This window comes from Rhizobium etli 8C-3 (genome assembly GCF_001908375.1).
Lineage (GTDB): Bacteria > Pseudomonadota > Alphaproteobacteria > Rhizobiales > Rhizobiaceae > Rhizobium > Rhizobium etli_B.
Map to the genome: position 1 here is coordinate 351,702 of NZ_CP017242.1, position 13,057 is coordinate 364,758.

General features: G+C 55.4%; 10 protein-coding genes and 2 pseudogenes. 9 read left to right on the plus strand and 3 right to left on the minus strand.

Going from position 1 to position 13,057, the window contains the following annotated elements; genetic code table 11:
• The first annotated feature begins 108 nt into the window (after positions 1 to 108).
• On the plus strand, positions 109 to 1,506 hold the full coding sequence (locus AM571_RS22090) for a PLP-dependent aminotransferase family protein (RefSeq protein WP_074063621.1): 1,398 nt from the start codon (positions 109 to 111) through the stop codon (positions 1,504 to 1,506).
• The gene (locus tag AM571_RS22095) at positions 1,499 to 2,431 is read left to right on the plus strand and encodes a hydroxymethylglutaryl-CoA lyase (RefSeq protein ID WP_074063622.1); all 933 of its coding nucleotides are present in this window, start codon (positions 1,499 to 1,501) and stop codon (positions 2,429 to 2,431) included. The genes AM571_RS22090 and AM571_RS22095 overlap by 8 nt, the downstream gene beginning before the upstream one ends.
• An 81-nt stretch (positions 2,432 to 2,512) precedes the next feature.
• On the opposite strand, the gene AM571_RS22100 is transcribed toward AM571_RS22095, so the two are convergent.
• Positions 2,513 to 2,824 carry a hypothetical protein gene (locus AM571_RS22100; protein WP_155774518.1) on the minus strand — a complete coding sequence of 104 codons (312 nt, stop codon included), beginning with the start codon at positions 2,822 to 2,824 and terminating at the stop codon, positions 2,513 to 2,515.
• A gap of 150 nt (positions 2,825 to 2,974) precedes the next feature.
• Between AM571_RS22100 and AM571_RS37040 the strand changes: the two are divergent.
• The 7 genes and pseudogenes from AM571_RS37040 to AM571_RS22145 form a co-directional block, all read left to right on the plus strand.
• Positions 2,975 to 3,243, plus strand: a pseudogene (locus AM571_RS37040) (hypothetical protein); the annotation flags it as partial.
• Between the two features lie 465 nt (positions 3,244 to 3,708).
• Positions 3,709 to 4,806, plus strand: coding sequence for a carboxynorspermidine decarboxylase (locus AM571_RS22110; RefSeq protein WP_074063706.1), 1,098 nt, complete (start codon positions 3,709 to 3,711; stop codon positions 4,804 to 4,806).
• A gap of 27 nt (positions 4,807 to 4,833) precedes the next feature.
• The gene (locus tag AM571_RS22115; protein ID WP_074063624.1) at positions 4,834 to 6,093 is read left to right on the plus strand and encodes a saccharopine dehydrogenase family protein; all 1,260 of its coding nucleotides are present in this window, start codon (positions 4,834 to 4,836) and stop codon (positions 6,091 to 6,093) included.
• 107 nt (positions 6,094 to 6,200) lie between these two features.
• Entirely contained in the window at positions 6,201 to 7,982 is a 1,782-nt protein-coding gene (locus tag AM571_RS22120) for an FAD/NAD(P)-binding protein (RefSeq protein ID WP_196776346.1), read from the plus strand.
• A gap of 357 nt (positions 7,983 to 8,339) precedes the next feature.
• A pseudogene (locus AM571_RS36480) lies at positions 8,340 to 9,154 on the plus strand (IS630 family transposase); the annotation flags it as partial.
• Between the two features lie 486 nt (positions 9,155 to 9,640).
• Entirely contained in the window at positions 9,641 to 10,654 is a 1,014-nt protein-coding gene (locus AM571_RS22140; RefSeq protein ID WP_074063627.1) for a LysR family transcriptional regulator, read from the plus strand.
• A gap of 5 nt (positions 10,655 to 10,659) precedes the next feature.
• The gene (locus tag AM571_RS22145) at positions 10,660 to 11,616 is read left to right on the plus strand and encodes a LysR family transcriptional regulator (RefSeq protein ID WP_074063628.1); all 957 of its coding nucleotides are present in this window, start codon (positions 10,660 to 10,662) and stop codon (positions 11,614 to 11,616) included.
• A gap of 232 nt (positions 11,617 to 11,848) precedes the next feature.
• On the opposite strand, the gene AM571_RS38200 is transcribed toward AM571_RS22145, so the two are convergent.
• Positions 11,849 to 12,697, minus strand: a complete 849-nt coding sequence (locus tag AM571_RS38200; RefSeq protein WP_335727731.1) for an IS110 family transposase — start codon at positions 12,695 to 12,697, stop codon at positions 11,849 to 11,851.
• A complete protein-coding gene (locus AM571_RS38205) occupies positions 12,600 to 12,986 on the minus strand; it encodes a hypothetical protein (RefSeq protein ID WP_335727733.1) in 387 nt (128 codons plus the stop codon). Before AM571_RS38205 ends, AM571_RS38200 begins: the two co-directional genes overlap by 98 nt.
• Between the last annotated feature and the right edge of the window lie 71 nt (positions 12,987 to 13,057).

Below are 13,057 nucleotides of genomic sequence, written 5' to 3' on the forward strand. Positions count from 1 at the left end.
AACACTAAGCTTGCGTCGTCGCTAACTGTCCCACAATATGTCGGCTAATCAAGGGACAGTTGACCGGTTTGTTCCAGGCACTGTCCCAGGTGAGAAGTGGGACGATCCATGAAAGTAGTGGACAGCATCGTCGCTCAAGTGAGTGGGCAGATCGCATCCGGCTTGTATAAGGCTGGCCAGAAGCTTCCGTCCGTTAGGGGAGGGGCCGAGCAATTCGGCGTCTCGAAGAACACCATGGCGGAAGCCTATGACCGGCTTGTCTCCCGCGGGCTTGCCTTCGCACGGCAGGGATCGGGTTACTACGTCTCTGAGAACCGTCCGGCGCCGGTGCCGAAGGTAAGGCCGGACGTCACGGAAGCCACCAGCATTATGTCGCTGCTGCGAGAGCAACTCGACCAGAACTACCAGACGCGCCCCGGTGACGGTCGGCCGCCAGCAAGCTGGACCGAAGATGCGGATATGCGGCGCATTCTGCGCACGAGCCGCAATACCGCCGCCGAGGTGGATTTCGGATATGGCAGTTCCTGGGGGCTTGCTGCGCTACGGGAGTGGCTTCGGGTGTCGCTTGCGGAACGCTCGATCACGACCGAGGCAGACGGCGTGATGCTAACCAGCGGTGTCAACCACGGTCTGGACCTGATCATCCGCCATTTCCTCGAGGCTGGCGACACGGTTTTCGTCGACAGTCCGGGCTACTATCCTCTCTACGCGAAGCTACGGCTCGCGAAGGCGAACGTCATCGGGATTCGCCGACTTGAGGACGGTCCGGACCTCGAAGATCTGCGTCAGAAGCTGATTGTCCAGCGTCCGAAGCTATTCTTCACGCAGAGCCAGGCGCATAACCCGACGGGCGGTACGCTGTCACCGGCGCACGCCTTCACGCTCCTGCAAATGGCCGAAGTTCATGACTTCCGCCTTGTCGAGGACGACATCTTCGCCGATCTTCTCGCTCCGGCCCTGCCGCGGCTTGCCGCTTTCGGCCAGCAGCAGCGCGTTCTCTATGTCGGATCGTTCTCTAAAACGTTGTCGGCGAGCTTGCGTTGCGGCTACGTCGCAGGCGCTCCCGACACGATCCGCAGTCTCGTCGATTTGAAGATGATCACGATGGTCGCAACGTCGTTGCATGTCGAGCGGGTCGTTCTCGAGATGATCGAAAGCGGGCAATACCTCAAGAACCTGAGGCGGCTGAGAAACTGGATAGAAGATGGCGCCAAGGCGACCGCGCAAGCTCTTTCCGACGTGGGCCTCGAAGTGAAACTTCCTAAGGTGCCAGGCTTCTACATCTGGGTTCCGCTTCCACTTGCTCTGGACGAAACCGCCTTCTGCCGTCGCGCCGCGGAAGCCAACATTTTCATAGCGCCGGCAAGCGTGTTCTATGCGGATCGTGACGTTTTTGTCCCACCGGCGATGAGAGTCAACGTCGCCTATGGTGCCGATCCGCGCTTCTGCGCCTTTCTGCGCGAAGAAATCAAAAACAGCATGAGAAGTGGAGGCCCCAATGAATAGTATTCGCCTTGTAGAGGTTGGCCCGCGTGACGGACTGCAGAACGAGTCGCGCCCACTCAGCGTGGAGGATCGCGTGCAGATGATCGAAGGCCTGATCGATGCCGGTCTGCGCACGATCGAAGCGGGCAGCTTCGTGTCGCCGAAATGGGTGCCGCAGATGGCGGGATCTGGAGATGTTTTTGTGTCGCTTGGCCAACGAAAAGGGATAAACCTGCCGATGCTCGTGCCGAACCTGAAGGGTTTTGAAGCCGCGCGCGATGCAGGCGCCGAGGAGATAGCGATTTTCGCTTCGGCATCTGAGAGTTTTTCCCAGAAGAACATCAACTGCTCCATCGATGAAAGCTTCGAACGTTTCAGAGCCGTGCTCGATGGTGCCCGCAAAGCTGGCATGCGTGTGCGCGGCTATGTGTCCTGCGTCCTCGGCTGCCCTTATGAGGGGGAAATTCCGCTTTCATCCGTCGTCAGTGTGGCGAGCCGCCTTTACGACATCGGCTGCTACGAAATCTCCCTGGGTGACACGATTGGGGTGGGGACGCCGAGAGCGGCTGTGGCCATGGTAAGGGCGGTGGAGGAAGAGGTGCCGATTGGCGCGATCGCGCTTCACGAGCACAATACCTATGGCCAGGCGCTCGCCAACATTCTGGCCTGCCTGGAAGCGGGAGTGACCGTGTTCGACGCTTCGGTGGGCGGACTCGGCGGATGCCCTTATGCAAAGGGAGCGACCGGAAACGTGGCGACCGAGGAACTGGTGTTCATGCTGGAGGGCATGGGCATCCGAACCGGCGTCGATTTGCCGAAGCTGTGCCGGGTGGCGGTCCAGACCGCCGCGAAGCTCGGTCGCGATCCTGTCTCGTCGATCTCAAAGATCATAGCCACAAGAGCGATCTCAATACAGACGGAGACGATGTGCGCGGCAGCTGACTGACTTGGATCCGCAAAGCGGACTTTCGGAAGAGCGGCAACGTTGTCGTGCCCAATAGCTCGGATTGAAGGAATTCCGAATAATTTAGAGGATTATTCCGAGGTTTCGACAGACCGGCAAGCGCAGAGTGGAGAAATCTTGAGCGCGCCGATTAAGCTCAGCAACGTTCTCCTCTGGAAGATCGAGCGTCCTTCCATTTTTCAGCAGTCTTTGACCCTGCGGTGAAGGCACGGACCACACGTAGTCCGCCCACTGCGCGGGCTCGACCTGACCCTCCCTTATCGCCAGCAGGAAAACCTGCTCGAAACGATCCTCTGAGCGCTCCGCTTCACCAAGTTCCCGCAGGCAGGGCTGGAGGTGACCGGCGCCGACCAGCAAAGATGGCGCTTCGGTCACATGTCCCAAGGTCACCGAGGCACCAACGCTTCGGCCAGGAGCTGCCGCGGTGAGCGCGGCCGTCTGCAAATGCATCGAGCACCGGTTCGTATATTTGTGCCGGAAACGGCACGTCTCCGACGCCCTGGATGACGACAAAGGCGTTGAGCGCAGATGCTTGAGCTCTTTCTTGTCGTGGAATTAAGAACCGGATTTCTGCCGGCGAGATACGGATCAAGGGCTCGCGTACCTACGGCGCACTTAACGAACATATGATCTCGCAACAGACGTTCGCCATCATCAAGGCCGAGACCCGGGTTCCCGTCGCCATTCCGGTCGATGTCGCCTATCTTGAAGAGAAAGCCGAAGCACTCGATCAAAGCTGCGCGAAGCGGCCCGCCGGTGGACCCCGCATGCCCGTTGTTCGGATACGCCCAACTCTTCGATGACATGGTCTACACAGGCTCGACGGCGGGCGGGGTTTAGAAGTTTCCCTTCGGAGTAACGTGTACTTGCCGGTGAAACTTTGTTTTCATCGTTAATTACAAATGTAGTTATAAACGATTTGCAAATTCGAAAAACAAAAAATATTGTTTACCTGTAATGTAAATGGATTGTATGGTTATTATATAAAAAAATGTCGTAAATAACTCAAGTTATTCAATAGTTAATATTTTTACTACGGATAAATACTTAGAATTATTTAATACCTGTGTGCTGGTGGAAAATGATGAATCGTTCCCTCTCATCCTGCCAACCGCCGGCACACAGGTTTCGACCATCCAGGTATGGTCACTCTAATGGAGGCGCAGCGTACACCTATGGCTCTTTTGGTGCCGGGCTGGAACCGGTGCGTGACGTCGGTTGTCGTCACGGGAATATCCGCGCCACACAATGGAATGAACATGTTCGATACACCCTGCTATCTGATCGACAAGTCCCGCCTCCGCCGCAATCTCGATACGATCGCGACTGTAAGGGAAAAGTCCGGCGTGAAAGCCCTGCTTGCCCTGAAATGTTTTGCGACATGGTCAGTCTTTGATCTAATGCGCGACTACATGGATGGTACGACATCGTCGTCCTTGAACGAAGTGCGGCTTGGTCGACAGCGGTTTGGAAAAGAGACGCATGCTTATTCGGTTGCGTATGCTGACGGCGAGATCGATGCGGTCGTCGCGCACGCAGACAAGGTCATTTTCAACTCAATAAGCCAACTAGAGCGCTTTTCTGGCAGGGTGTTGGGGCTACCATGTGGTTTACGGCTCAATCCCGGGATCAGCTCATCGAACTTTGCGATAGCCGATCCCGCGCAACCGTTTTCCCGTCTTGGTGAAATGGATATCGAGAAGATTGAGGTGAACCTCGAAAACGTCAGCGGGCTTATGATTCATAACAACTGCGATAATGCTGACTTCGACTTGTTTGACCGGATGCTTGGGGTGATCGAATCTCGGTTCGGCCCCCTGTTCAGGCGCGTCGACTGGGTCAGCCTCGGAGGCGGCATTCACTTTACGGGCGACGGATATCCGATCGACGCATTCTCAGATCGTCTCAAGGCTTTCGCCGATGTCCACGGGGTCCAGGTTTATCTGGAGCCGGGCGAAGCTGCGGTTACACAGTCGGCGACGTTGGAAACGACGGTTGTCGATGTTGTTGAGACCGACAAGAAATTTGCAGTCATCGACGCCTCTACCGAAGCACATATGCTGGACCTCCTAATATACAGGCAACACGCGGAGATGGCGCCCGACAGCGGCGACCATGCTTACACGGTTTGCGGCAGATCTTGCCTGGCGGGCGATGTCTTTGGCGAGTTCCGGTTTCCGCAACCCCTTGGCATTGGCGACCGCATTTCTCTCCGGGATGCTGCCGGCTACACGATGGTGAAGAAAAACTGGTTCAACGGCCTGACAATGCCTGCCATCGCCATCCGCGAGCTCGACGGCCAAGTCCGAACCGTTCGAGCATTCACTTATGAAGACTACGAAACCAGCCTTTCATGAAAATCTTATAGAAGGAATGATTTTGATATGAAAAAGAATGTTTTAATCATCGGCGCGGGTGGTGTCGCTCAGGTCGTCGCACACAAATGCGCTCAAAACAATGACGTCCTCGGTAATATCCATATTGCCTCACGCACTCTGTCGAAATGTGAAGCAATCATCGCGTCCATTTTGGAAAAGCGGTCGCTCAAGCAGCCGGGCGTGCTCGAGGCGCATGCGCTGAATGCTCTGGACGTATCGGCAACAGTAGCACTCATCCGGGCAACGGGATCGGAAATCGTCATCAATGTCGGAACGGCTTTCCTTAACATGGCGGTGTTGACGGCGTGTATTGAAACTGGTGCGGCCTATATCGATACTGCACTTCACGAAGAACCTGGCAAGATATGCGAGATCGCCCCATGGTATGCGAATTTCGAATGGAAACGCCGCGCGGAATGCGAAAATGCGGGCATCACCGCGGTCCTCGGGGCGGGCTTCGACCCAGGTGTCGTTAACGCCTACGTGCGCCTGGCACAGGAAGAGTATCTCGATGTCGTCACGGACATCGACATCGTCGATGTAAATGCAGGCAGCCACGGCAGATATTTCGCGACCAATTTCGACCCTGAAATCAATTTCAGAGAACTTATCGGTGTGGTCCAATCCTGGCAGGAGGGCGATTGGCGCATTAACAAGATGTTCGAGATCAGCCAGGAGTTTGATTTGCCTGTGGTCGGCAATCGTAAGGCCTACCTCTGCAGCCATGACGAGGTTCATTCGCTATCCCAGAATTTCAAAGGCGCCGACGTCAGGTTCTGGATGGGTTTCAGCGACCACTATATGAAAGTTTTCGGTGTGCTTAAAAATCTTGGCTTGCTGTCCGAGCTTCCGGTGGTAACCGCCGAAGGACAGGAAGTCGTGCCTCTTAAGGTCGTAAAGGCCTGCTTGCCTGACCCAGCATCGCTGGCGCCCGACTATGAGGGCAAGACCTGCATTGGCAGTTATGTCAAGGGGATCAAGGACAACCAAGAAAAGACCGTTCTGATCTACAATGTCGCCGACCATCAGAAGGCCTATGAAGAAATTGGTTCCCAGGCAATTTCATATACGGCCGGCGTTCCGCCGGTTGCCGCGGCCTTGTTGATCGCCAACGGCATCTGGGATGTGAAGAAGATGGTCAACGTCGAGGAACTGCCGCCGCGACCTTTCATTGATGTTCTCGAAGCACTCGGTTTGCAAACCCTAGTTCAGAATGAATTTAGAGATAATGTTTTATCTACCAGCAATATGCAGGCAGCCGAATAACATAATATGAAATCCGATATTCATTCGAAATTATAATAATTATAAACGGATTTATTATGAATGTATGTGATTCTATTTCGAATAACACACGAAAAGCTGTGACGTCAGTGGCTGTGATAGGTGATGGGCCGACATCACTTTATTTTCTGAAGCACATCGTTGAAAATCGCTCTACCGGTCTTAACGTAATGTTTTTTGGTGCTTCAAGACGTGCTGGTGTGGGCATGCCTTATGAAGCATCGCTCGTCGGACGCGAAAATTTGGCCAATATCGCCTGTGAAGAAGTGCCTGATCTGCTGGTGCCACCGCATGAATGGTTGAGAAGACAATCCGACAACTGGCTTCTCAAGCACGGGGCGGACAGGCGTTTGATCGGACCAGCTTTTATCCCGACACGGCATTTGCTCGGAAAATATCTCGAAGGTCAGTTCAAGTCGTTACTCCACAGCGCGAAGAAGATTGGCATGGCGATCACCTGCGCGCGAGATACGCTGGTGACCGATCTTGCAACTGTGGGCGATGGCGTCAACGTCGTCTATCGCAAGGCAGGGTCACAGCAACATGATATGCTTTACTTCGACTATGCCGTTATGGCGACAGGTCACTCCTTTCCAGCGCACAATAGTTCTGCCGGACTTGCTCGGTCGGCGCGCATTCTATCATCTCCCTGGCCAGTTGGTAATCTTGAAAATACCGGCGCCCGCAGGGTCGGTCTCATCGGATCTTCGCTTTCGGCTGTCGATGCTTGCCTGACTATGGCAAGAAATAGCGGCACTTTCCGCCGGGATTTCGATGGTCGGCTGAACTATGTTCCAAATTCTGACGCGGCTGCATTGAAAATCGTCATGCACTCCCGGCGGGGAATGCTTCCGCCCGTGCGTTATCATTTCGAGTTCCCACGCTTCGAAATGCATTCCTATGTCGGTGAACCGGAAATTCGCACACACATGGCAGAAAATCGCGGATTTCTTTCTCTGGATTACATATTCGAGAATGTTTTGAAGGCTGTTTTGAAAGCCAAGTCGCCGGAATTTCTCGAAAAAATTGAATCAATGAATCTGGAAAAGTTTGTCGCATTTATCGAAGATCGTCGGCGTGTCGATAAGCCATTTGACCTGTTGAGGGAAGATTATCTGAATTCAATAGCTTCAAGCCGTGAAAGCTTTCCGATTTTTTGGCGAGAAATCCTTGATGACGTCACCTACACGTTGAATTTTTACACACGGTATCTCAACCGTACAGACCGAATTCGTCTGGAAAAGAGTTTTATGCCGCTTGTCACGTATCTTGTCGCCGTGCTTCCGCAGCAGTCATGCGAGTATCTATTGGCATTGCACGCGGCGGGACACCTCGATCTGGTGCGCACCGGTGATGACCTCAACATCGAAGTAACCGGAGGCGTGGCTTCCATCCTGTTCAGCGATCCGGCCGATTGCGGCATCAAAAGGCTTCCCTACGATCTCATAATCGACTGCCGGGGCCAAAAGCCGATTGATGTCAGCAACTTTCCGTTCAGGACATTGGTAAATGAAGGTGCAGTCAGACAAGCAAGGCTAGGGACGAATACGCCAAACGACAAGGCAGACGAGCTTATGCTAAGCGGTATCGATGTCGATGAAAGGCTGCGACCACGTTCAGAAAAGGGGATGCCTACGCCAGGTCTCTATATGCTTGCATCGCCTGTCATCCACGGTCTCTACCCGTACCACTCCGGACTTCCGTTCTGCAATGAGGTGGCGCGTATCGCTGCTGACGACCTGCACGCGGAAGCCTTGGCCCGCAGCGGCAGATCGACGGCCGCTCGGATAGATCTGAGCGGAGTTACCGGGCGCGCGCGCCGGCAGTCTACTTCCAAGTACGAGGAGGTGCTGTCCCATGGGGATGCATGACGCCCGGAGTCTGTTTGTGCCTAGGAGGGCAGACGACCGCGCACGGTTTATTGTAGGGCAGGATTGCCGCGGCTGCTGGGTCGTCAGGGATCATCTGGAGCATGTCGGAGGTATCTTCATTTCTAGATCTGCTGCGTATCAGTTCGCTCTCCATCAGGCTGCGGACGATCAAGCCCAGGTGAGGCTTGCAGAAAATGATGAGGTCATCGAGCTCTGGTAGCGTGAATATTGAATATCTCGTTTTAAGGTGCACTGATTTTTTCACCTAGGGCGCGCGCGTCCGCTGAACCCGGAATCTGAATTGGATGACAGCCGCTGTTTGCCGTGATTCCCTGCCTTCGAATCAGGGAGATAGGGATGTCACGTGCAGTAAGCGATGATCTTCGCAGCCGTGTTCTGGCGGCCTCTGCAGATGGGATGTCTGCACGCTCGGCGGCGGCGCGGTTTGGGATTGGGATTTCGGCGGCCATTGCCTGGATCGCCAATGCGCGGCAGGGTCAATTGACCGCAGGCAAACAAGGCCGACGGTTGGGCTCCAGGCTGGACGCGCATGAGGCATTTATCACCGGCCTGATCGATGTGGAGTAGGACATCACGCTCAACGAGATGGTTCTGCGCTCGAGCAAGGATAAATCCATATCGATCGGCCGTAGTGCTCTTGACGTGTGGCTTCGCAAGCGGGGCTGGACCAAAAACGACCGCACATGCATTGGAGCAAGACTGGCCGGATGTCCTGCAACGCCGCCGCGCCTGGTTCGATGGCCAACTCGCCCTCCAATCCGAAAGGCTGATCTTCATCGATGGTGAAGTGGATAAGCAATCTATCCAGTGAATCGATTGCCCGCTGAACGGTCTTTCCACGAAGATGGCTTGACTGCGCGGGCGATCCCTATGCGGACAACGCTGCCGGTCAGCCGTTCCCCACGGACACTGGAAAACCACGACCTTTTACAGGCGCGCTCAGGCTTTCCGGCATGACGGCACCGATGGTCCTCGACGGCCCGATGAACGGTGCGGCATTCTTGGCCTACATCGAACAGGTTCTCGTGCCGACGCTCAGTTTCGGGGGATACTGTCATCTGGATAACCTGCCGGCTCACAAAGCCGATGATGTCCGCCAGGCCATCGAAGCGGCTGGCAGGCTGCTCTATCTCCCGCCCTACAGTCCCGACGTGAAACGCGAAGACGCCGCTCCAGTCGCAAATAATCAGTTGAGCGGCGCGGCCCGGCTCCCACCACATGCCATGGGTTGCTCAACGTAGGATTGGGCAGAAAATCTGCAGCTTTAGGCATTTCGGGTGCTGGCACTGAGCAAATAACCTAAGGCGGATCAGCATCGCCTTGCCGAGATGTCTGGGAAGAATATCGCGGCATTTGAGCATTCGTCTTTTGTCCATTGCGCTGCAAGCGGGAGGGAGCTCTGTTGTCTTAAAAAGCTACGGGTCAAGTATTTTGGCTGCTGCCGTTGCCTTTATTGTCAAGGCAATGAGGAATTCCATCGATTGATTCTCCCCGGAGACTATAATCGGAGGATTGTGCTGCGGATTGCCGGAATTGTGACGAAATCAAGATGAAGTTCTGCTGGATCACTCCGATCAATTGAGAGTTGGCCGTTTTTCATAGTTATCGATTGAGAGCATGAGAAGGTGAATGATACAATGGAGACACAAGGCAATTCGGAAAGCGTCAGTATTCCGTCTGCAGCGAATGATGATCAAACTTCACCCGAGATGAATTTAAGCGGTGTCGATCTCAATCTTCTCATAGTCCTGGAAGCGCTTCTTTTGTCGCGAAATGTAACCCATGCTGCGCGAAGGCTGGGTCAGGCCCAGCCGGCGGTTAGCCGAGCTCTGGCCCGGTTACGCGAGGTTCTCGGCGACGATCTGCTTGTTCGCAGTTCGACCGGCTCCAAGTTGACGAGTCGGGGTGAGCGGCTTGCGGAAACTGTCCCGGTCGCAATGGCCCACATACGGGAGGTGCTATCCTCTAGGCAGGCTAACCAGGGCGTGCGGTTGAGCATCAACGCAGGTTTGACGCCTGCACTGCTGCCGCTTCTTCTGAAGTCGCCTGCCTGTGAAAACGGGCCCTTGAAGGTCAATACCCACAAGACTCCACAGGAGGGCCTTGGACAGCTACGCGCGCACGCTGTCGAATACATGCTTGGCACCTTAAACGAGGCTTGCGACGATATCGAACACGAACTGGTATTTACCGAGGAGTTTCTGACCCTAGTCGCGTTCGAGCGTCATCACCTAGGCGGAATTAGGCCGAGCGAAGAGGCGTTCCTCGATCTGACGCATATTCATCTGATTGAGAATGGAGCTGAGACCTATCCTCAGGTTGCTGACGCGCTGATGAGATACGGACGCCGTCGCACGCAATTGTTCGAAGTGCAGGATATCATGTCGGCAGCCCTTATGGTTTCTGAAAGCAGGCTTGCGCTTACCGTGCCGCGTTCAATTGCCGGCTGGCTCACGCGAACACTACATCTTGCGGCGCTCTTGCCGCCTCTTGCAATCACACAGCATGAAGTCTCCATGTACTGGTTAGCGGAAGGAGCCGCCTTGTCGCGATGTCGGGTGATCGGCGATATAGGCGCAGTGGCTAGGTCAATTGTTGAGCACGATCAGGCGCACTTCAGGTTATTTCGGCCGCTCGGAGCGGAAGAGTAAGGTCGATGGCGGCAAATCTTGCCATCGAACTTGAGAATCCGGATCAGAATTTTGATCTCGGGGGCTTTGATCTCAACCTGCTTCTTGTCCTGAATGCGCTGTTGCGCTTTCGAAACCTGACACATGCGGGAAACGAACTTCGCTTGAGTCAGCCGGCAACGAGCCGCGCGCTGACGCGACTGCGCGAAATGTTCGGCGATGATCTGCTGATCCGTAGCAATCGGACTTTCGAACTGACACCGTTGGCCCGGGTTTTGGCGCCGAAAGTCGAAGCTGCTCTCGGCAATATTTCCAAAATCTTTGGAGGGCGTATCCAGGCCCCCGAGCGGTTCGCGGTCGCAATGCCGGATCACCTCGCGCTGCTGTTGGTCAGCAATCTCAGCGGATATTTCCGCGAAGTATCGCCGACTACCGTTTTCATGCCGATGGTAGGTCTCTCAAATGTCATAACGCAACTTGAGAACGGCGGGGCGGATCTCGCCCTCGGAAACACCGACGATACGCCGGCCGGCTTCTACTGTCGCGCCTTACCGCCTGTCCAGACCGTCTGCATGGGGCGTAGGGGGCACGCGGCGGCGAATGGCAAGACGGCCTATGCCGATCTCGGGCGTTTTCTTTCGCTGCGCATCGGCAGCACGTACAACACGGGTTTCGGCGAAGCTTACGACAGCCTGGAAGCGCTTCGGCCACGCGGCCGCGAGACGCTGACAGTACCGGACATCCATACCGCTGCGAGACTTGTGCAGGAAACCGAAGCCGTTCTGGTCCTGCCCGCAGCGTCCGCGCAGTTTCTCGCCGCGCGCTATGGCCTCGAAACCTTTGTGCCTAACAAAGGCATGATGCCAACCTATCAGATCTCGATGATCTGGCACGAGAGATGGCACCGGAACAGCATACACGCCGGTGTTCGCAGCATGATCGCTTCCGGCATTGTGGAACCTGCCAAGGTACGCCGTTCGTGAGGGTCTGCCGTCGCCCCGTTTCTGAAAACACGGCGGTCATTCTGATTCAGACACTCAGAGACTGACCGAGGAAGAGCATGTCCGGGAAAGTTCTCTAATCGCGGTTGTCAAGTTGATCGCCGAGGGCGTCACAGGTCAGGCTCATGGTTCTCTTCGAGGTCGGCACTTTGTCCGCCTCATCATGGCGTTGGATAGGCTCGGTCGACCAATGTGGTGTTCGCGGTTGCCTGTATCAGGCAGCATCGCATTCCTGGAATCGGTTTTGACCGCGCCATCGTCCTGACCGGACGATCTCGCTGATCTCATTTATCCATGGATACCGGCGTAAATCATGCGAGCTCACTCGGCTCTTGCGATGACCAGCGGAAGGTTCCCCGGATATCCACATCGCGTGAGGGATCACGGCGAGCTTTCGGGCGACGGCCACCTTAGCTTTTCGATAGCCGCCACGCCGGGCGATGCGCAATCCCCAACTCTTCAAAGCGGAGAACTGTGGAATACGTGTCAGCAGCGCATTGGCTGCCTCATAGAGGCTGCGTCGAAGGAAGTCATCGCCCCGTTTAGACACGCGCCCTGATCTCATCGTCTCACCGGAGGCGTAGATGCGAGGTATCAGCCCAAGATGGGCTCCGGCGCTGGATGATCGTTTGAATCGTGTCGGGTCATCAATGGTTGCGGCGAAGCCGAGCGCAGTGATAACTCCAACACCAGGGACCGACATCAGCCGTCTGACGATATTGTTCTGCCGCGCTATCGAGCGAACCTTCGCCTCGAGATGATGGATCTGCTCAATGATGTTGGCACGTGCCCGCATCAATGCTTCCACGACAGCCTGGATTGTCGGCGACGCATGGAGCTCGCCGTCGATGATTTCCTCGGCACGCTTGGCGAAACCACCAATCCGTTTGCCAAATAGGATACCAAAGGTGCGAAGGACACCTCTGATCTGGTTCTCCAGGTCGCAGCGGGTTCGCACAAATTGGCTACGAGTGGCAAGGAGCGCCCGAGCTTCGTGGCTTGCCGTCGACTTGACATGAACTCTCTTGCACCAACCCGTACGAACGATCTGTGCCAGGCCGATGGCGTCGTTGCGGTCCGTCTTGGCAGGCATCATACTTTAAGGCCGCATTGGCATGGCGAGCATCCATGCAGACGATGGGAACGCCGCGTTCCTTCAATCCATTCCATAGCCAGACCGACAGGGGACCGGTTTCCAGTCCTGCACGCGTTACCGTGAACGGCTCAAGCGCTTCACCAATCGCGTCTGGGCACGACGCTACCTTCCGTTCGGCAACAATCTTGCCCTCGTCATCAACGATGCAGATTGAGGTCGTTTGCTGGCTGACATCCAGTCCGGCATAATACTGCATGGCGGTTCTCCTCATAGCTTCGGCACACCGGCCTCGATCAACAAAGGACAGTGTGGAGAGCCGCCGCCCGA